This is a genomic window from Curtobacterium pusillum (assembly GCF_007680845.1).
Lineage (GTDB): Bacteria > Actinomycetota > Actinomycetes > Actinomycetales > Microbacteriaceae > Curtobacterium > Curtobacterium pusillum_B.
In genome coordinates this window covers 194227-216021 of record NZ_VEIY01000001.1, presented here as the reverse complement: position 1 = coordinate 216021, position 21795 = coordinate 194227, and the positions used below count along the sequence as shown (strand labels likewise).

Sequence of the window (21795 nt, the reverse complement as noted above, 5' to 3'; positions counted from 1 at the left end):
CTGGAACTGGTCGCCGTCCTCGTGTCGTCGTCGACACGGGCGGCGGAAGTCCGTGTCTCCCCATCGTAACTCCCGCGCCGCGGGAATCACAGGCCGGGCCCCCGACGGACACCGTTCACCCAGACTCAGCGGCCGATGACGCGGTCCAGGGTCCAGGTGACCGGTTCTGCCGTGAGCGCCGGGACGTCCGCCTCGGTCACGCCGTGCAGGCGGTAGGAGACGCGCTCCCCGGGCAGCAGCGTCATGAACCCGCGGTCCACGGCACCATCGGGCGCGACCCGGTCCGGCTGGATCAGGAGGTCCCGCACGAGCGAGTCCGCCTCGACGACCAGGTCGAGTCCGTCGCCCTCACCGGCCGGGATCGGCGTGAAGGTCGTCCGGTAGCGGGCGGGCTGCCACTGCATGTCCTGGTCGGGAGCCGGCGTCCAGACCGCCCGACGCCAGTCCATGTCCGCCACGACGAGTTCGTTCGTCGGGTCGTCCACGACGCCGACCGACTCCGGCAGCGACACCACGGCGACCCCGGCGGTGGGGAGGTGCACGGGGAGCGTGACCTCGGCGAGCACGGTGCCCGCGAGCGAGATGCGACGCACCCGCACGACGCTGTCGTGGCCCGTGCGGGTCGACCGCACGGCGACCTCGATCGGTGCGTTCCCGAAGGCGCCGGGCGACACCCCGAGGGACAGCGTGTCGGCCAGGGGGCCCAACTCGGCCGTCTCACCGGCGCGCGCCGACGGTTCCGGGCGATCCGCGCCTCCTGGCCGACCCACCGACGCCGAGAACGAGGTGACCGGTCGGATCGTCAGCAGCACGTCGTCGTAGAGCCGACGCAGCTCGTGCGCCAGCGGCTTCAGCCGCCCCGCGGAGTCGATCGCCGACCACGACGAGACCGACCACAGGTCGTTGAGCTGCCAGACCACCACGCCGGCGTTCCGCGGCCAGTGCGTCCGCCAATGCTCGACGCCCGTCGCGATCGCACGCGTCTGCTGGAGCTGCGTGAGGTAGTGCCACCGGTCGAACTCGGCGGGGTCGACCGAACCGAACCGCGGCGCGATGCCCCGGGCCAGCTTGGCCATGCCGTCGGCCGCCTTCTGGTGGTGCACGACCCCGGCGGAGTCGGCCCGCATCGGAGAGTCCCGCACCGCGTCCCGCAGCGTGCGCCACGCGGGCGGCGCCTGCCAGCCGAACTCGGACACGAACCGCGGGACGGAATCGCGGTAGTGGTCGTCGGACAGGCGGTTCCAGACGTCCCACGAGTGGTGCGTCTCGTTGTCGACGTCGTTCGCGAAGAGCGACTCGGAGCCGGACCACGGCGACGCCACCGTGTAGAAGCGCGACGGGTCCACCGCGTCGACGATCGTCGGCAGCAGGTCGAGGTAGTAGTCGAGGCCCCAGCCGCGGTCCCCGAGCTCCTCGCCCCAGCCGTCCACGTCGTGCAGCCAGATGTTCTCGTTGTTGCCGTTCCACAGCACGAGCGACGGGTGGCGGGACAGCCGGGCCACGTTGTCGCGGGCCTCGGCGATGACCTCGCTGCGGATCGGTTCGACCTCGGGGTAGGCCGAACACGCGAACGGGAAGTCCTGCCAGACGAGCAGGCCGAGCTCGTCGCAGACGTCGTAGAAGTCGTCGGACTCGTAGACCCCGCCGCCCCAGACACGGACGAGGTTCACGTTGAGGTCGACCGCGGCACCGAGCCGACCGGCCACCCGCGCGCGGTCCACCCGCGAGACGATGACGTCGTCCGGGATCCAGTTCACGCCACGGACGTCGATGAGCGTCCCGTTGACGTGGATGGTGAAGGGCTTGCCGACGGCGTCCGCCGTCGTGTCCACGCGCGTCGACCGGAAGCCGGTCCGGAAGGTCTCGCGGTCGAGGACCTCGCCGTCGACCGTCTGCAGCTCCACGACCACGTCGTACCGGTCCTGCGCGCCGTAGCCGCGCGGCCACCAGCGCTGCACCTCCGGCACCCGGACCGTGACCACGGTCTCGTCGTCCTTCGGGGTGAGCTGCGCCCGGGAGCGCTGCCTGGTCGTGCCGCCCTCCGCCGTGCCGCCGCTCACCGTGACGACGAGCACGAGGTCGTCGTCCTCGCCGTCCTGGTCGAGGTCGTTCAACCCGGAGCGCTCGACGGTGATGTGCGCGTCGAGCACGCCCTCCCCCGCCTCGACGTCGACCAGCGGACGGACCTCGCGCAGCCGTGCCGTCGACCACCGCTCGACCGCGACCGGACGCCACGGGCCGCTCGTCACTGCGGTGAGCCCCCAGTCCCACCCGAAGTTCGACGCCATCTTGCGGATGTACGGGAACGGCTCGTCGTACGGGCCCGGCATGCTCCCGGCCCGTGCCGCCACCCGTCCGGCTTCCCGGTACGGCGACTCGAAGAGGATCTCGAGCGCCTTCGTGCCTCGCCCGACGCCCCCGGTCTGGTCACGCGCGTCGAAGCGGTAGCGACGGTGCATGTTGCGCGTCGTCCCGATCACGACGCCGTCCAGGCTGAGTTCCGACACCGTGTCGAGGCCGTCGCACACGAGGTCGACGCGCTCGAAGCCCTTCGGGTCGACGTCGACCGTGCGGCGGTAGGACCAGTCCGCCCGGCCCACCCACTTGCCGGCGTCCTCGTTCCGGTCGAACGTCGGGTCGGCCAGCAGCCCTTCACGCTCGAGGTCGGTGTGCACCTGCCCCGGGACCGTGGCCCGGATGGTGCGCTCCGCGATGCCGTCCGGCGCACCCGCGGGCACGGCGTCCCCTGCGATGGTGACGGTCCAGTCGTCGCGGAGTTCCTCGCGTTCGAGGGTCATGCGGGTCCTTCTCTGGGCGGACGGGTCGGCTCGCGTCGCGCGCGCGGACGCTGGTGCGGTCGCGCGAGGGGTGCTCGGCGATGCTAGTACGGGCACCTTGCAGGACCACCAGTGGCAGGCTGGGGAACGTGATCAGTGTTGCGCTCGCCACCTCCCTCCGCGACGCCGGGCTGCGGTGGCACCCCGCGACCGGCGACCGGTTCGTGATCGACAAGCCCGGTGTCGACGACGAGGTCTACACCGTGTCCGAGATGACGGTCGAGCGGCACGACTACCCCTCCGGCACGGTCCTCGGCTTCAACGGGACGACCGAGTGGGCGCTCGACTCGGTCGCGGCGAGCGAGTCGCTGTGGCTCCCGCGGGAGGACCAGCTGCGCGAACTCCTCGGACCGGCGTTCGTCTCGCTCGCGGCCGGGTTCACCGTGGAGGCCAGAATCGCCGGAGAGCGGCGGACCTTCCTCGCAGCGGTCGCCGCGGATGCCTACGCGAACGCACTGTTGGCGTACATCGTTTCATCGCTGGAGTGATTGAATATGTGAAATACAGGTATGCTGGTGTCTCCCACGATCGGAGCACCATGAGCACCACCCCCGTCCGAAGCGCCATTGGCGCCTGTACCCTCGTCGTCGCCGTCGGCGCCGCTTTCCTCCTGCCCGTGACGACCCCCAGCGCAGTGGCGAGCCCGTCCACGAAGACGCTCGACGCCGCCGCAAGCGTGGCGCCAGTGCACCTCGTGACCGCCGTCGCCGGCACTGACTTCGCCTGGCGAGGCGCCGCCCCGCAGGGGTCGATCATCCGCGCGTCGTACGGCGGGAAAGCGCTCCCCGTCTTCCAGACCACCGGCCCGCAGTTCACCCTGACTCTCCCGGCGGCAGCACTCGGCACCACGCTGGAGATCACTGCCGAGCACGGCGGGCAGCAGTCCGCGCCGCTCGTGCAGCAGTTCACCGGTGTCGCCGCCGACGGGTCGGTACCGCCGCCCCAGCCGAGTGCGTTCGTCGAGCACCCAGACACGACCCAGTCCTTTACACCGAGGGTGACGGGGACCGAATCGCAGCGCGTGTGGCTCCTCAACCCGTCGAACGTCGTCGTGCACAGCGCCGTCGTCGCCCCCGGCGTCGAGGGCCCCGAGTGGACGATCCCGCCGCGCTTCCTCACGGACTTCCGGCTGGTCGCGTTCTCGATGGACGGACTGCGGCAGTCGGTCGACGTGGACATCCCGAACCCGCTCACGATCGCCGGCGTGTCGAGCGCCGACGCCGTCTACACCCCTGGCGAGACCGAGTTCAGCGGCACGGCGAACCCGGGAGCGACGATCGCCGCGCGCGACCAGAACGGCACGCTGCTCTTCAGCACCACCGCGAGAGCATCCCGGAGTGCGGCTGCTCAGTGGTCCGCGTCGGCCAGCCTCCCTGGAACGGACGGCTACGTCGTGACGTTCACCCAGCAGCTCCCGTCCGGGCTGACCACCACGATGCCCGACATCCGGTACAGCCCCGCGCCGGCGGGAACGATCCCGGCACCGACCGTCTCCGGGGTCACGCTGACGGAACCCCGGTCCGCTCGCTTCGGCTGGCACGGTTCGACCGTGCCGAACGCGCGGGTCACCGCCGTGTTCCCGTCCGGTGGACGACAGACGGCCACGTCCGACGGCACCGGGTCGTTCACCCTTCCGGTCGAGATGCACGAGCTGGTCGAGACGGCGGCGGTCACGGTGCAGCGCGGCACCGACACGAGCACGGCCCTGACCGCACGTCCGGACGCCGGCTTCCAGGACGACTCCCTCGCCGCCCCGAACGGGACGGTCGTCCACGAACGCATCGACGGCAGCCGGTCGATCGAACCGGTGCCGGACGCCGACTGGGCGCACTGGATGATCGTCACGAACGGTGCGGGGCGGGCGGTCTGGGCGGACCTCGTCGACCCGACGGACGAGAACGTCACGAAGCTCGTGACGATCCCGTCCTCGGAGCGCGGCACCCACCGCGTCTTCATGATGAGCGACGGGCTCGACCGCATCTCCGCACCGGTCGTCGTCCCGGACCGGCTCGTCGTCGCCGACGTCGGCGAGGAGAACACCTACGTCCCGGGCCCGCAGCACTTCTCCGGAACGGCGGCGTCCGGCGCCGTCGTGTCCGCGACCGACCAGGACGGGCGGCTCCTGTTCCGGACGACCTCGTCCCGAGCACGATCGGGCGCGTGGGAAGCGACCGCGGAGCTCCCCGCCGGGGGCGACCACTCGGTGACGTTCGCGCAGACCGCGCCGAACGGCGTCCGGAGTGTGCTCGAGACCGTGCACTTCACCGCCGAGCCCGCGGAATCGGCACCGATCACGATCAGCGGACCCACTACCGCGTACACCGGGGTCAGCAACCGATTCCGGGGAACCGGCGAGCCCGGCGCCTCGTTCCGCGTCGTGAACGCGTCCGGCACGGTCATCGTCCCCGGCGAACACGTGGTCCAGGCCGACGGGACGTGGTCGTTCGACCGTGTGGTCTCCACGGGCGCGACGTCGTTCCGGTTCGCGATCGAACAGTCTGCCGGAGGCTCGACGACGACGAGCAAGCTCTTCACCGTCGGTGCCGAACCGTCCCCGATCACCGTCACGACCCGCGAAGCTCGAGCCGGCGAGGAGAACCGGTTCTCCGGCACCGCCCCCGCCGGTTCGACGTTCCGTGTGTTGAACCCCGGCGGCACGCAGATCGTCGAGGGGACGCACCGAGTCGCAGCCGACGGTACGTGGTCTTTCGACCGCGTGGTCTCGAGGACCGCGGACCGGTTCGACTTCGTCCTCGAGGTCACCATCGACGACGACCGTCTCCTCACCGGGACGAACCGCATCGCGGTCACCGCAGGACACCCCGTCACCGTCCGGACCGCGAGCGTCGCCCCGGGCAAGCTGAACACGTTCACCGGCACCGGGCCGGCCGGCGCCGACTACCGCGTCCGCAACGCCTCCGGCACGCAGATCGTCCCCGGCGAGCACCGGATCGGGGCGGACGGCGCGTGGTCGTTCGACCGCATCGTGTCGACGGGGGCGACCAACTTCCGGTTCACCCTCGAGGTCACGAAGGACGGCGTCACCCGCACGAGCCAACTGTTCACCGTGCCCGCGGAGTAGCAGCGAAGGCCGCCCCGGCGCACGAGCACCGGGGCGGCCTGCGCCGCGCCCGGGCTGAACGTTCCCGGAATGCCTCCTGGGCCCGGTTTGGTTGCATGGCACCATGACCGTTCCGAACATCACCCTGAACGACGGCAAGACGATCCCGCAGCTCGGCTTCGGCGTCTTCCAGATCGACCCCTCCGAGACGAAGGCCGCCACCCTGGCCGCGCTCGAGGTCGGTTACCGCCACATCGACACCGCCGAGATGTACGGCAACGAAAAGGAAGTCGGCGAGGCCGTCGCCGAGTCCGGCATCCCGCGCGAGGAGATCTTCATCACCTCGAAGCTCAACAACGGCTTCCACGCCCCCGAGTCGGCGCTGGAGAACGGCAAGAAGTCCGCCGACCTCCTCGGCGGCTACACCGACCTCTTCCTCATCCACTGGCCGCTTCCCACCGTGTCGGACTTCGTCCCCACGTGGAAGGCCCTCGAGGAGCTGTACCACCAGGGCACCTCGCGCAGCATCGGCGTCAGCAACTTCCAGGCACACCACCTCCGCCGCCTCATCTCCGAGACGACGATCACGCCGGCCGTGAACCAGATCGAGGTGCACCCGTACCTCGCGCAGGACGAGCTCCGCGCCGTGGACCGCGAGCTCGGCATCGCGACCGAAGCGTGGTCGCCGATCGCGCAGGGTCTCGTCCTCGACGACGAGACCATCACCCGCATCGCCCGCTCGGTGGACAAGACCCCGGCGCAGGTCGTCCTCCGCTGGCACATCCAGCGCGGCGACATCGTCTTCCCGAAGTCGGTCACGCGCGCCCGCGTCGAGGAGAACTTCGCGATCTTCGACTTCGAGCTCTCCGACGAGGACATGACGGACATCACGACCCTCGACAAGGGACACCGCACGGGTCCGGACCCGGACACGTTCGACTACGTCCCGGCGTAGCCGACAGCGACGAAGGGGCGGTCACCTGGTGACCGCCCCTTCGTCGTCCCCGACCCCCGTCAGGCCCGCCGCGACGCCGTCACGGTGAACTTCGGCGTCCGCGTCACCTCACGCGTCGGGCCGACCAGCCGCTCCAGCACGTGCCGGTACCGCAGGTGCGAGTTCCAGACGCACCACAGCTCACCGCCGGACTGGAGGATCGTGGCCGCGTTCCGGAACATCGCCTCGGCCGCGTCGGTGGTCACCGTGGTGTCCGCGTGGAACGGCGGGTTGCAGAGGACGAGCTGCGCGGAGCCCTCGGCGAGCTCGTCGCCCGCATCGGTGCGGACCACCTCGACCCGGTCCGCGACGCCGTTCGCCGCCGCCGTGGCACGGGTCGACGCGACCGCGATGGCGGACACGTCGGTCGCGATGACGCGCAGTCCCGGTCGTCGCTGCGCGATGGCCGTGGCGATGACGCCGTTGCCGCAACCGAGGTCCACGGCCACCCGGGCGGTCGGGACAGCAGCATCCATCGCGTCGAGCAGCACCCGCGTGCCCTGGTCCAGCGAGGTCCCGGCGAACACGCCACCGTGCGCGACGAGGGTCAGGCCGATGTCGTCCACGTGCACCGACCGCGGCCAGGGGTTCGTCGCGTCCGCTCGGGTGGCCGAAGCGCGGAGCGGGTCCTGCGCGATGAGCAACCTCGACTTCCCGCGCCCACGGGACGCAGTGACCTCGCCGAAGTACCGTCGCAGGACGTCGTTCTGCGACAGGTTCATGTGCTTCGAGACACCGCCGCAGAGCAGCACCACGTCGGGCGCCGCGAACCGGGCGACCGCGCGGGCGATCTCGTCGAGCCGGTCGTTCGACTTCGAGAGCCGCAGCAGCACGAGTCGCACGTCGCGGAACGCCTGCTCGAGCGAGTCCGGGTGGTGGAACCCCCGGCGACCGAACGCGCCGGCGTTCGCCTCGAGCGCTCTCACCCCGACGAGGGAGTCCTGCACGACACGGACGTCGGACGCTCCGTGGACGGAGATCGCCCCGAGCGTGAGCACCCCGTAGCGGTCGTCGACGACCGCGACCTCGCCCGGCTGCCGGAGTGCGTCGCCGTGCACGTGGGGCGCTTCATCGAGGATGAAGTGGTCCGTTCCGTCGATCGCGAGCAGGTCCGGCGCATCGTCGGCGTGGCGGCGGAAGAATTCGGCGAAGTCCGGTGGCACGGCGCCAGCGTACCGATCCCCGCTCGGCGGCTGGTCATCGTCGGACGACGGACCGCCCGAGGGCTTCGGGCACGGTCGCGGAGCCGAAGGCGTTCCCCTGGACCAGGAACCGGTTGGCTGGGTCCCCGATGCGGAGCCCGACACGGACCGGGGGATTCGTCCGTTCGACACGGTTGCCGGTGATGCTCCCGTCGTTCGCGCCGGCGCGCACGTCGAGGGCGACGGAAGACCCGGACACACCAGAGATCACGTTCGACCGGACGACCACCCGGGTGTTCGAGTGTTCGATACGGATCCCGTCGTCCTCGCTCGATGCGACCCTGTTCGACTCCACGACCATTCCGCTCGTGAGCTTCACGAGGATCCCGCCGGCGTCATCCCCTCCCGCGCCGGACACAGTGTTCCCCGTGATCGCACCGGTCGCACGCGGCGCGGTCGAGCCGACGGCGGTCCCCGCGCCGCTCACCAGGATCCCTGATCCCGCAGCGAGCCCACGACTCCTGGTGATCCGATTGTCCGCGATCACCAGGTTCGTCGGCGCGACGTCGGTCGTGTTGCGGTCGTTCGCGGACTTGCTGGGAACAGCAGCGATCCCGACACGGCACCCGGTCACCGTGTTGCCGCGGATCTCGATGGTGTCACCCGCGTGGGTGTCGATGCCTTCCCAGGCCGGTACGCCACTGATCCGGTTCCGGATGATCCGAACCCTGGTGGACCGCCGGGTGACGTCCACCGGCGAGCGTGCGTCCCGCGTGACCGTGATGCCGTACGAGTTGATGCGACCGGCCGACTGGCGAACATCAGAGACGGCTGAGTCCTGCACGACAGCGTCCGTCACGCCGAGCAGTGAGATGCCCGCGTACCCCACCGACGAGATGCTGACGCGTTCCACGGTCAAGTGGTCGCAGTACTCCACGTGGACGCCGTCCGACGCCAGCTGGCGCAACCGACCACCGAGGATCGACACATCAGCGATCGGTGCGTTGCGGGTGCCGATGACGGCGATGCCGTGGGACGTCCCGGCGTGGGACGCGCCGACACCGACGACCGCTGGGTCGACGATCCTCACGTTCGAAGCACGAACGACGAGAGCATCGCGGTCGGAAGTCATCCTGATCTCGCCGGTCGGCTGGAATCGAAGTGTGACCCCGCGACGGACGACGAGCGGCGCAGCACGCGACCACACCCGGTCGATCACGAACTCACCCCCCTCGCGGACGTCATCGAGCTGCAGCTGGAGGTCGTCGGAGGCCGGCTCCTCGCCATCTGCCTCGCGTGGCACGAGCGAAGCAGCCAGAGCAGCGCCGGCCACGCTCAACGCGGCGCACATCGCAATTCGAACGGCACGCCGCCGACCGTGCAGGGAATGGTCGTGCGCCGATTGGTCCATCACATCACCGTATCAACGCCGGACATCAACATTTGTGCATTCAATATTCACGTGCAGTGTCGAATTGGAATCTGATATGTTGACAACGTCCAGCCGGAGAAGAATGGAGAGTGCTCTTGCACCGAACGAAAAACACCAGATCGATGACGATCGTCACAGGCGTGGTCGCGCTGACCACGGCCGCGACCGTGGCAACGGGACCGACTGCATCCGCAACGGCTCCTGACGCAGATGGCCAACAGATCGGCCCGCTCGTCACGGAGACGTCATCCTTCCAGGGTGCCCTGCGGTTCAGCGCTCCGACGGCCGGTGCGGTCGGCGCTGACATCGCTGCGAATCGCGCGGCCACCCTCGCAGCAGCGCGGGCAGCTGCCGTCCGCTGGTACCTGCCTGCCCCGGGAGCGACCACAACCGTCCGACCACTGTCGGCGCCCGGCCTCTGCCTCACCGCGGGAAGTCAGTCGGTCGAGAACTCCTCGCCGGTGACGCTCGACCCGTGCGCCGCGGGCAGCGCCGCACAGCTGTTCCGACTCGCCGCCAACACTGGTTCGAACAATCCGATCGGCACGGGGCTGCAGTCGACGTTCAACGACGGCTTCCTCGGGCTCTTCAACAACGACGCAGTCATGCGCCTGCAGTCCAAGACCGTCGCCGATCGTGTTCCGACGATCGACGAATTCGTCGGTGCTTTCAGCGCCCGCATCGACCGGGTCGACGTACTGACGAGGAGCGCGGAGATCTCGGGCACCGGCACTCCGGGCGCGAAGGTGTTCGTCGATGGGTTGCACCCAGTCGACGTGCGTGCCGACGGCACGTGGTCGACACGCGTGACCGGTCTGTCGTTCGGCTCCAACGAGATCGAGGTCACGCAGTACGAGGGCACGGTGGAATCCGGGCGAGCGACGTTGCGCATCGAGGTCCTCGTGGACGCGCTCACGTTCGAAGCCGCCTTCGGGTCGGACCGCGACGCCGCAGCGTCGGCGACCGGGTCCGCACACCCGGGTGCCGAGGTGAAACTGTTCGCGTCGGACGGCACGCAGGTCGGCGCGAGCACGATCGCCGACCCCCGCACGGGTGCCTGGTCGACGGCGATCCCTGCACCCAACACCGGAGGGACGCGGACGCTCACCGCGGCACAGTTCATCGACGGAGTTCGCGACGGCGCGCACGACGTCACACGGACGCAGGACTACGGAACGGCTGTCAGCATCACGAGTCCGGCTGACGGGGCAGCACATGCTGGCGGTCCGGTGGAGATGAGCGGTACTGGTGAACCCGGGTCAGCGGTGGAGGTCCACGATCACTCGAGCGGAGGCGACGTCCTGATCGGCGCTGCCGAGGTGTACGCGACGGGTCGATGGGCGCTCTCGACGCAGCCGATCGATCGTTCAGAACACCTCCTCGAGGTCGTCCAGCGCTCGAAGGGCGCGAACACCACCCGAGCGGAGATCACCCTGAACGTCGGAGAGACCGGCAAGCTCGCGCCGGTCCGACTGCTCGGCCCGGTCACCGTCACCCCCGGGGTGGACAACGTCTTCACCGGAACGGGCGAGCCGCAGGCGACGTACGAGGTGTTGAACGCGTCCGGGACTCCCCTCGTGCCCGGGACACTCCAGGTGGACTCGGCCGGAAAGTGGACGTTCAGCCGCGCCGTCGACTGGCGCGCGAAGGAGTTCTCCTTCGTCATCCGCCAGACGAAGGACGGTGTCACCGAGACTTCGGAGCTCTTCACCATCGCGGCCAACTCCGGGTTCGACCCGGTCACGGTGACGACCGAAACGGTGAAGCCCGGTGAGGTGAACACGTTCGACGGCACCGGGCCGAAGGGCGCCCGGTACGAGGTCTTGAACGCGTCGGGGACGACGATCCTTCCCGGCGTCCGGACGATCGACCAGAACGGGCGATGGTCCTTCGAGCGCGCGGTCTCCGCCGGTCAGGTCAAGTTCGAGTTCAAGCTGCGCATCACCATCGACGGCACCAGCTACACGTCGAAGCTCTTCACGGTCGCTGCGAACACGCGCTGACCGTGCACGAAACCACGACGGGGTCGGCGCTCAGCCGGCCCCGTCGCTCACGAGGTCGAGTCGGACGCGTCGTCCGGCCGATCACCATCCTGAGGAACGAAGAGGTATGAAGACCATCATCAGGGCGGCGCTCGCCGCAACCGCGGCCGCTGCCGTGGCACTCACCGGGTTGCCCGCGGCACCCGCCGCAGGAGCGACGGCGGAGTCAGTCAAGGTCGGCCCGAGCCAGGGTAGGTTCCCGCTCGTGTTCGACATGGGCGGGATCAAGTCGATCAACCAGAACCCCGCATCGGGATGGAACGTCGTCCGCTACCACTCCTGGGCTTCGGTCGCGGCCGCAGAGGCGAACGCCGACCGGTACTCGGTCACCTACGAGGGCGGGGGTTGGTACCGCTTCTGGAACTCGAGTGACTACGAGAAGTGCCTGCGGATGCACGGGCCGTACCAGAGCTACCCGGGAAGCGCCGCCTACTACACCTTCGCGACGTCGACGACGTGCACCGGAGACCGAGCACTCTTCCGCGTGAACGAATCGGGTTGGCTCATCAACAAGGACGGCAACCGCGCGCTGGCGACGACGCTGCGCATCGCTGGCAACGACGGCGTGTCGAGCTTCTCGGAACTCGTGGCGTACGGCTCGACCACGGGGTCGCGGCTGCTCGGCAACATCAGTGCGCTCAACCCTTCGGCGGCGCCAGGCTCGAAGACGACCCTGACGCGGGGTCAGTCGGTGTTCGTCCCCTTCGGCCTCCGTGCCACGAGCTGGTACAACAGCGCCTTCTTCGAGTTCGCGCTGCGCGCTCCAGACGGAGCCACGTTCGACCGTACCCAGACGTCGATCGAAGGCGAATGGGCGGACGATCAGGGTCGGTTCCGCCAGGACAACGGGTTGACCATCACCGGCGTCCGCGTCAGCGCTGACGGGAAGACGTTGACGGGATCGTTCGAGACCCGCACCGGCTTCCAGCAGTTCCCCGAGTACCAGCTCCGTTGGTCGCCGAAGGTGATCGCCGACGGAGATGCGCCGGTGGGTTCGGGATCGATGGGCTTCACGGTGACTGGCAAGACCTCCCTCGGAGCGCTGCGCGTGACCGGTTCGACCCCGACCCTCATCCAGTCGCCTCCGATCGAGAACGGCGGCCTCGCCGGAGTCGACGGTGGACCGGTGACGTTGATCCGAGAGGGATCGGCGAACGTCGTCGCCGGGGTGCGCTTCACCGGCGACACGACGACGACCTCCGGTTCGGTGACGTTCACTGCGCCGAACGGCACGACCTTCCCAGCTGCACTCGCAGGCTCGTTCAACGGAGAGCGAAGGCCGGCAGGAGGTAGCTGGAGCGGTGCTTCGGCGTACGCGCGTCTCACGGACGGCGTGATCAGTGCCGATGGCACGAAGGTCACCTACCGCTTCTCGTGGCGGTCGGACACGGCATTCGGCTACGACCGCGGAGACGAGCTCCGATGGGCACTCCCGGTCACCACTCCTGCCGACGCCCGATCGGGGGCTGGTTCGATGGAGGGCGACTTCACGGGGACGACCGACCTCGGTCGCTTCACCGTCACGACGTCGACGAAGACGACGATCCCGCCAGCGGAGCTCGCTCCGGTGACCGTGACGACCAGCACCGTGTCACCAGGCGCACGCAACACGATCACCGGCACAGGCGAGCCGAGCGCCAGCTTCCGAGTCCTGAACGCGTCGGGTGGCGAGAAGGTACCCGGTCCGCACGTGGTCGATGCTCAGGGCCGCTGGTCGTTCAGCGTCAAGGTGCCTGCGGGGGCCCTGCAGTACGGGTTCTTCATCGAGCAGACGAAGAACGGAGCGACCACGACCAGCAAGCGCTTCGTCATCCCGGCGGACACGCACACACACTGAGGACAGCGCGTCCCGGAGCCCACACCGGGCTCCGGGACGCCGCTATTCCCGATGCCGAACCACGACGCCCGGCGCAGCGACCACAGCCACGGCGGTGCCCGACCAGTCGTTGTCGACGAGGAAGAGGTCATTGCCGGTCTGTCGGCACATCAGCCCGTACACAGGACCACCGGTCGAACCGGGACGATGACTGTTCCCGATCAGGGTCGCGCTGTTGTCAGTCGCACGGACATCGACCACCACTGAGGTCGCAGTGCCCTGCTGCACCAGAGTAGAGACGACGTTCCCGCGGAGCGTCAACGCTTCATTGGAGTGGTAGAGCGAAATGCCCCTCCGTCGTCCGTGTCGACATTCGTTCTGGGCGATCACGAGGTTCCGGGTCAGGTAGACGAGGATTGCACCGTCTCGGTCTCCGTCACCGTAGCCGATGACCGTGTTCCGCAGCACGATCCCGGTCGCTCGCTCCGCGGACGAACCCACCGATTCTCCGGCGCCGCGGACGACGATGCCCGAACCGGGGCCAGGCTCGGAACGGACGACCGTGTTGTCGATGATCGAGCAGCCGATCGGTGCGTACTTGGTCGCCGACGCGTCGTCTTCATCCTTCGAAGGGACGACGGCGATCCCCACTCGACATCGTTCGATTCGGTTCCGGAGGATTGCGATCGATTCGCCTCCGTGCGTGTCGATGCCTTCCCAGTGCGCGACGTCGGCGACGTGGTTGTCCGACACCAGGAGGCGGCTGCTCCGCGGCGAGCGATCGAGCCCGGCGGTCGTGGAGCGGACAGCCTGGATCCCGTAGGAGTTGGGGTAGGGCGCGGGCTGCGTCACTCGTTCGATCCGGTTCCTCGCCACGACGCCGTCCGTGCACGAGAACATCAGCACTCCCGAGTAGCCCACGTCCGAGATCCGACTGTCGACTACTTGGAACTTCACGCAGTGTTCGAGCAGGACACCGTCGTGGGCGAAGTGCGCGATGTGTGCCTGAGTGACCTCGAGGTCTTCGACCGGCCTCTCCACCGTGCCGACCGCGTGGATCCCGCGACCGAGCCCCGAATGTTCAGACCCCGATCCGGTGAGCACGGCACCGACGATCCGGACCGACGAGGCACGAACGAGAACGAGATCGATGTCGCGGTCCGTTGTGAGCGAGCCTCCTTCGAACCGGAGCGTGATGGGGCGATCGATGACGAGCGGAGCCTCCCTGCGCCAGTCTCGTGTCACGGACACGACATCGTGGGCCTCGGCTGCTTCGATCACGTCCTGGATGTCCGCAGCTCCTGCGTCGTTGGATCCGGCGGTGCACGCCGTGTGCGGTGTGTGCGGTGGAGCGTCCTGCCGCTCGGTGCGGGCGCTCTGCGGACGCCCGCACCACGCGACGAGGGCAGGCACCGACGCGGCAGCATGGAGGACGACGGACCGTCGGGTGGCGACACCACGGGCATCAGCCACGTGTCCGCTCCTCCCCGCCGCCCGGGACGAGGCCAGCCGTCGGCGTCGTGCCGAAGATGCCGGCGTAGATGTCGAGCAACCGGGCGGACTCTGCATCCCACCGGTAGTGCTCCCGCACCAGTGCGTGCCCCGCATCCGCATGGCGCTGCAACAGTTCGGGCGAATCGTTGTACTGGTGGAGAGCACGAACGATCGCCGCAGGGTCTCCCGCTGGAACCCATGACACGCACTCGACGCCCCGCAGGAGCTCCCGCCAGGCCGGCGTGTCCGATGCGATCACGGCGAGACCTGCAGCCCAGTACTCGAAGAGCTTCGTCGGGATCGACACCGCGTACGCATCCGTGAGGAACAACGGCAGCAGACCGACCCGCGCCTCGAGCAGCAGATCCCGAGCTCCTTCGGGATCGAGTGTTCCCCGGTGGTCGATCCTCCCGCTCCGCCGGGCCGCATCGAACAGACGTCCGTCGACGGCCCTGTCCACGGGTCCCGCCGTCACGACACGCCAGCCGTGAGGCAGTTCGGATGCTGCAACACCGGCGAGGACATCGATCCCGCGATCCCGGCTCAGCGCCCCGAGGTAGACAGCCCTCAGTGGTCGCTCGCTCATCGGAGGAGGGGCGTCGTCCGACGGACGGAATCGAGGCACGTTCCGGACCACAGTCGTCCTCTGGTCTGGGAAGCGTCGGGCAACAGCGGGGGTCGCGGCAACGATCGCATCGGCGTGACCCGCGACCAGCACGAGACCCTTCGCCAGGATCTCCGCGATCCGTTTCGCGAAGCCCGGGAGGTACTCCTTCCCCCGGACCTGTACCGGGAGGTCTTCGTGTGCGTCGTAGACCACCGAACGAGACGCGGCGCGGAGGAGCGGGATGGCCCACACCAGCTCCGGGTCGTGCAGATGGACGATCCTCGCGCGCGATGCCACCGCAGCTCGCACCGCCTGAAACGTGGAGATGACGATTCGCGCCTTGCGCGATCGTTGTGGGAGACGAAGAACGTACACACCCGTGGACCGATCGGGAACGTCCCAATCGGTGTTCGGCGGGTGCCCGACGGTGGCCACCGCGATGAGCGCCGTGCGGTACCCCGCCGCGGCAGCGGAAGCCGCTGATCGCTGGTGAACCCGGTTGTCGGTCCAGGGATGAGCGCTGGAGACGTGGACGACGTCGAACGGTCGCGGGCTGTGGCGCATGCTGCGACGTTAGGAGACGGCCGGCCTCGGACGCGAGTTGTTCACATGTCGAATACGAGAAGCTGTTCCGGGAGCATCCCCGTCGCGAGTTCCGGCGCCGTGACGGAGCGATCGACGACGTCGCGATCCCGCTCCTCGGGCCCTTGAACGTCGGACTGCGTCAGCGCGGCCCGCGGTACAGCACGATCTGCGTGTTCCGCTGCGGTCGCGATCCCGCCTTGAGCGAGATCGCTGCCCCGGTGGCCGTGGCCGCGAAGACCCGTGCACCCGGCCGGTTGAGGAGCTGATCGGCGAGCGCGGTCTCGAGCTCGCTCACCCGCGCCCGCAACGCCCGGTTCTCGTTCTCGAGCTCGAGCACCCGGCGGATCCCCTCGAGCGAGACGCCCTCGGAGCCGAGTCGCGCGATCTCCCGTAGCTGTGCGACGTCGCGCATCGAGTATCGCCGCGACCCGCCGCGGGTGCGGCCCGGCACGACCAGGCCGAGCCGGTCGTACTGCCGCAGGGTCTGCGGGTGCATCTCGGCGAGCTCCGCCGCCATCGCGATCGCGAAGACGGGCGAGTTCTCGTCCATGTCGTCCATGGCGTGTTCCTTTCCGTCGTTCGCGTGGTGGTGGAAACCAGCCTGGAGGCGCGGCGCGCGTTCCTGACGGAGCCGCGCCGCGCCTCTCCCCACCGGCACGGCCCGCCCGCCGCTTCGCGACGGGCGGGTACCGGCGGCGTGGGCCCAGGCCGGTCTACTGCTGGTGTTGCGGGGTCTAGCTGCGCGCCTTCGCGAGCAGGTCTTCGCGAGGATCCTCGTCGGGGAGGGTCGCGGCGAGGGCCTCGACCGCCTCCCGCTGCTTGTCCGTCAGGTGCGACGGCACCGCGACCTGGACGGTCGCGAGCAGGTCGCCCGTGCCGTTCTTCGTCGAGACGCCGCGGCCCTTGACCCGCAGGACGCGGCCCGACGGGGTGCCGGGCGCGACCTTCAGCTTGACCGGTTCGCCGCCGAGCGTCGGGACCTGGATCGTGGCGCCGAGGGCCGCCTCGACGAACGTCACGGGGACGTCCACGCGCAGGTTGAGCCCGTCGCGCTCGAACACCGGGTGCTTGCGGACGGTGACGGTGACGACCAGGTCGCCCGCGTCGCCGCCGTCCGGCGACGGCTGCCCGCGACCCCGCAGCCGGATCTTCTGTCCGTCCGCGACCCCCGCGGGGATCCGGACGTTGACCGGCCGGCCGTTGCCCTGCGACAGCTTGATCGTGTCGCCGGTGATCGCGGTGGTGAAGTCGAGCGTCGTCGAGGCCGTGACGTCGGCACCCTTGGTCGGGCCACCGAAGCCGCGGAAGCCGCCGGAGGACTGGCCGAAGCCGCCCCCGCCGCCGAACATCCCGCCGAGGATGTCCTCGAAGCCACCGCCCGCGCCGCCCGCCCCGCCCTGGCCGAAGCGGACACGCTGCCCGCCGCCCTGGTTGAACATGCCGCCGAAGACGTCCTCGAAGCCACCGCCCTGGCCGCCGCCGCCCGCCGTGAAGCGGGCGCCGGAACCCATGGCGCGGACCTGGTCGTACTCCTGACGCTGCTCCTTGTCGGAGAGCACCGAGTAGGCCTCGCTGATCTCCTTGAAGCGGTTCTCGGCGGCGGCGTCACCCGGGTTGGAGTCCGGGTGGAACTGCCGCGCGAGCTTGCGGTAGGTCTTCTTGAGCTCGGCGTCGGTCGCGTCCTTGGACACACCGAGCGTCTTGTAGAAGTCCTTGTCGAACCAGTCCTGACTCGCCACCACTCACCTACCTTCTTCTGTCGTCGTCACGGGAACGGCTCCGGCTCAGGCCGGGACCGCCACCGCGACCTTGGCCGCACGGAGGACACGCTCGCCGAGCTTGTAGCCCGGTTCGACGACGTCCGCCACGGTCTGGCCGGTGGCGCCCGGCGTGGGGAGCTGCACGATCGCCTCGTGGATGTTCGGGTCGAAGGCTTCGCCCTTCTCGCCGATCTGCACGAGCTTGAACTTCTCGAACCCGCCGCGGATCTTCTGCCCGATGACCTGCATCGGCCCCTCGGCGAGGTCGCCGTGGGCCTCGGCCCGGGTGAGGTCGTCGAGGGCCGGCAGGAGTGCCCGGACGACCTCGGCGATCGCGACCTCGCGGTTGGCCTCACGGTCACGCTCGACGCGCTTCCGGAAGTTCACCAGCTCCGCCTGCGCACGGAGCATGTCCGCGCGCATCTCGGCGACGAGGTCGCGCTCTTCGGTGCTGAGCTTGTCCTCGGCGATGCCACGAGCGGCGTCGGCGAGGAGCGCTTCGTCCTCCGGGGAGAGGTCGTTCGCAGCAGCGTCGTCGGGGGCTGGCTCGCCCCCGGCGGGGCCGTCCGTGGGGATCTCCACGTCCGGCCCCTCCGCCTCGATGAGGTCCTCGGGCTCCTGCGCGTTGGTGGCCTCGCCCTCGACCTGGGGCTCGTCCTCGTTCGGCACGTTGTCCTTGGGGTCCGTCATCGTTACTTCTTGTCCTTGTCGTCCTCGTCGTCCACGACCTCGGCGTCGACGATGTCCTCGTCGTCCGCCGCCTGCTCACCGGTCGGCTGCTCGCCACCGGCCGCGGCGCCCGCGTCCTGCTGCGAGTAGATCGCCTGACCGAGCTTGCCCTGCGACTCGTTGAGCTTGTCGAAGGCGGCCTTCACCGCGTCCTCGTCCTCGCCCGCGAGTGCCGACTTCAGCGAGTCGACGTCGGCCTGCACCTCGGACTTGACGTCCGCGGGGAGCTTGTCGTCGTTCTCCTTGATGAGCTTCTCGATCGAGTAGACGAGCTGCTCGGCCTGGTTGCGACGCTCGTTCGCCTCACGACGGGCCTTGTCCTCGGCCGCGTGCTCCTCGGCTTCGCGGACCATGCGCTCGATATCCTCCTTCGGCAGCGACGAGCCGCCGGAGATGACCATCGACTGCTCCTTGCCGGTGCCCTTGTCCTTCGCGGACACGTGCACGATGCCGTTGGCGTCGATGTCGAAGGTGACCTCGACCTGCGGGACGCCACGGGGAGCCGGGGCGATGCCGGTCAGCTCGAACGTGCCGAGCGGCTTGTTGTCGCGGGTGAACTCGCGCTCGCCCTGGAAGACCTGGATCGCAACCGACGGCTGGTTGTCGTCAGCGGTCGTGAAGGTCTCGCTCCGCTTGGTCGGGATCGCGGTGTTGCGGTCGATGAGCTTCGTCATCAGGCCGCCCTTGGTCTCGATGCCGAGCGACAGCGGCGTGACGTCGATGAGGAGGACGTCCTTGCGCTCGCCCTTCAGCACACCGGCCTGCAGCGCAGCGCCGACGGCGACGACCTCGTCCGGGTTGACGCCCTGGTTCGGGGACTTGCCGCCGGTGAGCGACTTGACGACCTCGGCCACGGCGGGCATGCGGGTCGAGCCACCGACGAGCACCACGTGCGCGATGTCGTTGACCGAGACACCGGCTTCCTTGATGACGTCGTTGAACGGCTTCTTCGTGCGGTCGAGCAGGTCGGAGGTCATCTGCTCGAACTGTGCGCGCGAGATGGTCTCGTCGAGGTTGAGCGGGCCGTCGGCCGTGAGGGTCAGGTACGGGAGCTGGATGCTCGCCGACATCTGGGAGCTGAGCTCCTTCTTCGCCTGCTCAGCGGCTTCCTTGAGGCGCTGCTTCGCGATCTTGTCCGTGGACAGGTCGACACCGTGCTCGTCCTTGAACTTCTTGACGAGGTAGTCGACGATGCGCTGATCCCAGTCGTCACCACCGAGGCGGTTGTCGCCCGAGGTCGCACGGACCTGGATCGTGGAGAAGTCGTCGTCCTTGCCCACCTCGAGCAGGGAGACGTCGAACGTGCCACCACCGAGGTCGAAGACCAGGATGAGCTCGTCTTCCTTGCCCTTGTCGAGCCCGTACGCCAGAGCGGCGGCGGTCGGCTCGTTGATGATGCGGAGGACATTGAGGCCGGCGATCTCACCGGCGTCCTTCGTGGCCTGGCGCTCGGCGTCGTTGAAGTACGCCGGGACGGTGATGACCGCGTCGGTGACGTCTTCACCGAGGTACTGCTCGGCGTCGCGCTTGAGCTTGCCCAGGATGCGGGCCGAGATCTCCTGCGGCGTGTACTGCTTGCCGTCGATGTCGACCTTCCAGTCGGTACCGATGTGGCGCTTGACGCTCGCGATGGTGCGGTCGACGTTGGTGACCGCCTGGCGCTTCGCGGTCTCGCCGACGAGGACCTCGCCGTCCTTCGTGAACGCCACGATCGACGGCGTGGTGCGGAGGCCCTCGGCATTGGCGATGACGGTGGGCTCGCCACCCTCGAGCACGCTGACGACCGAGTTGGTGGTTCCGAGGTCGATGCCTACTGCACGTCCCATGTGTGGGTGCTCCTTCTGTTGGTGCGTGTGGTGAAGTCTCTGGACTTGCGTCCGATGGACTCAACTCTACTCCGTCCTGGAGGCGCGTCAACTCTGGGAGCTGAAAGTTGCGTCCGAGAGACGCAGGTTTCTCGACCTTCGCAGGACATCCCCTCGCGCCGTTCGCACTTGGCGGATCCGACGCAACGCGTTGGATTCGAGGGCGACGAAGGCCAGGTTTCAGACGGAGGACCCCTAGATCGCCATATCCACCGCGCGGGAAGTTCGCAGCACTCGTCTCCGATCGCGTCGGCGACCGAGCGCCCTGGGGACGGCGGGCAACGACCCGGACATCCGCCCTTCGCCGTCCAGCCCTTGCAGGTTCAGGCGGAGCGATGTTCGCCACAACGCGCCGGCCGAAGCGCAATCAAACTTGTTCATGTGATATTCTAAATATGTACGGATCACACAGTCGATCACATTCCCCCTCCCGGGCGCCCTGGCGCCGACTACAGAAGGATCCCCATGCGCAGAATCAACAAGGCAGTAGCGTCCGCTGGCCTAGCGGCGGCGGTTGTGGTCTCGGGCCTCAGCTTCGGCCCAGCCGCCGTGGCGGCGCAGACGACCGCGGCGCCAGCGCCCGCGAGCTCGAGCCCTTCCGTGGCCCCGAGCGCGCCCACGATCGATGCTGCGTATCGTTATGCAGCGGACGACGACTCCGTGCAGTACGCATACACCGTCTCGGGCGAGCCGGGTGCGAGCGTCTTCGTGAAGGGGGCAGCCTCGGCGTACTGGGGTGATGCGATCGGAACCATCAACGCGAGTGGCACCGGAACCTTCCACACTTCGAAGGGCGTTGCGTCTGGCGACGGCAGCAGCGGACGTATGCAGTTCCAGCTGCGCAACGCTTCTGGGTCTTCCGCGGTGACCGAGATCGTGACGGAGGACATCGTCGACGCGTCGACGACGGTGATCTCGGGCAAGCGCGGCGATGACACCACGCTGACCCGCGGCGGCGAGGAAACCGTCTACGCCAAGGGCCGCTTCGTCCAGACCGGCACCGGCAAGGTCAACGCCTCCGTCGTGTTCACCGCCCCCGCCGGCAGCACCTTCACCGAGGGCCAGGACACCATCCAGGGCCAGTACTGGTGGGACAGCAGCGGCTGGGCCGGCGACACCGCCTACCTCGCCCTCCACGACGGAGTCCGCTCCGCCGACGGCAAGACCTACACCTACAAGTGGGGCGAGACCGACTCCAGGCCCATGGACCACCAGCGCGACTTCCGCTTCGGCATCAAGGTCGCCACCGCCGCCACCTCCACCGGCACCACCGGCCAGCTCACCACCGCCATCACCGGCACCAGCACCGCCGGCGCCTTCATCGCCCACACCACCACGAACACCAACATCCCCGCGTCGACGACGGTGATCTCGGGCAAGCGCGGCGATGACACCACGCTGACCCGCGGCGGCGAGGAAACCGTCTACGCC

The 21795-nt window shown here is 68.9% G+C and carries 15 protein-coding genes and 1 pseudogene; 7 read left to right on the top strand and 9 right to left on the bottom strand.

What is annotated here, in order from left to right:
• Positions 1-125 precede the first annotated feature (125 nt).
• Positions 126-2798: a glycoside hydrolase family 2 protein gene (locus FS825_RS00975; RefSeq protein ID WP_144710009.1), complete on the bottom strand. Its 2673-nt coding sequence runs from the start codon at positions 2796-2798 to the stop codon at positions 126-128.
• A gap of 128 nt (positions 2799-2926) precedes the next feature.
• Between FS825_RS00975 and FS825_RS00970 the strand changes: the two genes are divergently transcribed.
• The 3 genes from FS825_RS00970 to FS825_RS00960 all read left to right on the top strand — a co-directional run bounded on the left by FS825_RS00970 (position 2927) and on the right by FS825_RS00960 (position 6853).
• On the top strand, positions 2927-3325 hold the full coding sequence (locus FS825_RS00970) for a pilus assembly protein CpaE (protein WP_144710008.1): 399 nt from the start codon (positions 2927-2929) through the stop codon (positions 3323-3325).
• Positions 3326-3375: 50 nt separating this feature from the next.
• Positions 3376-5919, top strand: coding sequence for a hypothetical protein (locus FS825_RS00965; protein ID WP_144710007.1), 2544 nt, complete (start codon positions 3376-3378; stop codon positions 5917-5919).
• A gap of 103 nt (positions 5920-6022) precedes the next feature.
• Entirely contained in the window at positions 6023-6853 is an 831-nt protein-coding gene (locus FS825_RS00960) for an aldo/keto reductase (protein WP_144710005.1), read from the top strand.
• Positions 6854-6912: 59 nt separating this feature from the next.
• On the opposite strand, the gene FS825_RS00955 is transcribed toward FS825_RS00960, so the two are convergent.
• Positions 6913-8055: a class I SAM-dependent methyltransferase gene (locus FS825_RS00955; protein ID WP_144710003.1), complete on the bottom strand. Its 1143-nt coding sequence runs from the start codon at positions 8053-8055 to the stop codon at positions 6913-6915.
• A 34-nt stretch (positions 8056-8089) separates the two neighbouring features.
• On the bottom strand, positions 8090-9022 hold the full coding sequence (locus tag FS825_RS18510; protein ID WP_260981007.1) for a right-handed parallel beta-helix repeat-containing protein: 933 nt from the start codon (positions 9020-9022) through the stop codon (positions 8090-8092).
• Here FS825_RS18510 and FS825_RS18505 point away from each other — a divergent pair.
• The 3 genes from FS825_RS18505 (at position 8972) to FS825_RS00940 (ending at position 13345) form a co-directional block, all read left to right on the top strand.
• Positions 8972-9520: a hypothetical protein gene (locus tag FS825_RS18505; protein WP_186377003.1), complete on the top strand. Its 549-nt coding sequence runs from the start codon at positions 8972-8974 to the stop codon at positions 9518-9520. The genes FS825_RS18510 and FS825_RS18505 overlap by 51 nt on opposite strands.
• Before the next feature lie 407 nt (positions 9521-9927).
• A complete protein-coding gene (locus FS825_RS00945) occupies positions 9928-11469 on the top strand; it encodes a hypothetical protein (RefSeq protein ID WP_144709999.1) in 1542 nt (513 codons plus the stop codon).
• A 106-nt stretch (positions 11470-11575) separates the two neighbouring features.
• Positions 11576-13345 (top strand): hypothetical protein, encoded by a 1770-nt coding sequence (locus FS825_RS00940; protein ID WP_144709993.1) that lies wholly within the window; start codon positions 11576-11578, stop codon positions 13343-13345.
• A 42-nt stretch (positions 13346-13387) separates the two neighbouring features.
• Here FS825_RS00940 and FS825_RS00935 read toward each other — a convergent pair whose 3' ends face one another.
• The 6 genes from FS825_RS00935 to dnaK all read right to left on the bottom strand — a co-directional run bounded on the left by FS825_RS00935 (position 13388) and on the right by dnaK (position 20325).
• Entirely contained in the window at positions 13388-14797 is a 1410-nt protein-coding gene (locus FS825_RS00935) for a right-handed parallel beta-helix repeat-containing protein (protein WP_186377002.1), read from the bottom strand.
• Positions 14790-15989, bottom strand: coding sequence for a glycosyltransferase family 4 protein (locus FS825_RS00930; RefSeq protein ID WP_144709989.1), 1200 nt, complete (start codon positions 15987-15989; stop codon positions 14790-14792). The genes FS825_RS00935 and FS825_RS00930 overlap by 8 nt, the downstream gene beginning before the upstream one ends.
• A 160-nt stretch (positions 15990-16149) precedes the next feature.
• The gene (locus tag FS825_RS00925; protein ID WP_144711189.1) at positions 16150-16560 is read right to left on the bottom strand and encodes a heat shock protein transcriptional repressor HspR; all 411 of its coding nucleotides are present in this window, start codon (positions 16558-16560) and stop codon (positions 16150-16152) included.
• A 184-nt stretch (positions 16561-16744) separates the two neighbouring features.
• Positions 16745-17749, bottom strand: a complete 1005-nt coding sequence (locus FS825_RS00920) for a DnaJ C-terminal domain-containing protein (RefSeq protein WP_144709987.1) — start codon at positions 17747-17749, stop codon at positions 16745-16747.
• Positions 17750-17794: 45 nt separating this feature from the next.
• On the bottom strand, positions 17795-18460 hold the full coding sequence (locus FS825_RS00915) for a nucleotide exchange factor GrpE (RefSeq protein WP_144709985.1): 666 nt from the start codon (positions 18458-18460) through the stop codon (positions 17795-17797).
• 2 nt (positions 18461-18462) lie between these two features.
• Positions 18463-20325 carry a molecular chaperone DnaK gene (dnaK, locus tag FS825_RS00910; RefSeq protein WP_144709983.1) on the bottom strand — a complete coding sequence of 621 codons (1863 nt, stop codon included), beginning with the start codon at positions 20323-20325 and terminating at the stop codon, positions 18463-18465.
• A gap of 504 nt (positions 20326-20829) precedes the next feature.
• Between dnaK and FS825_RS18500 the strand changes: the two are divergent.
• Positions 20830-21795: pseudogene (locus FS825_RS18500) on the top strand (hypothetical protein); the annotation flags it as partial.

Coding starts and splice junctions, on each gene's coding strand:
- FS825_RS00915 (WP_144709985.1), bottom strand. CDS start 18,460: ATGACGGACCCCAAGGACAACGTGCCGAACGAGGACGAGCCCCAGGTC.
- FS825_RS00925 (WP_144711189.1), bottom strand. CDS start 16,560: ATGGACGAGAACTCGCCCGTCTTCGCGATCGCGATGGCGGCGGAGCTC.
- FS825_RS00965 (WP_144710007.1), top strand. CDS start 3,376: ATGAGCACCACCCCCGTCCGAAGCGCCATTGGCGCCTGTACCCTCGTC.
- FS825_RS00960 (WP_144710005.1), top strand. CDS start 6,023: ATGACCGTTCCGAACATCACCCTGAACGACGGCAAGACGATCCCGCAG.
- FS825_RS00930 (WP_144709989.1), bottom strand. CDS start 15,989: ATGCGCCACAGCCCGCGACCGTTCGACGTCGTCCACGTCTCCAGCGCT.
- FS825_RS00940 (WP_144709993.1), top strand. CDS start 11,576: ATGAAGACCATCATCAGGGCGGCGCTCGCCGCAACCGCGGCCGCTGCC.
- FS825_RS00975 (WP_144710009.1), bottom strand. CDS start 2,798: ATGACCCTCGAACGCGAGGAACTCCGCGACGACTGGACCGTCACCATC.
- dnaK (WP_144709983.1), bottom strand. CDS start 20,325: ATGGGACGTGCAGTAGGCATCGACCTCGGAACCACCAACTCGGTCGTC.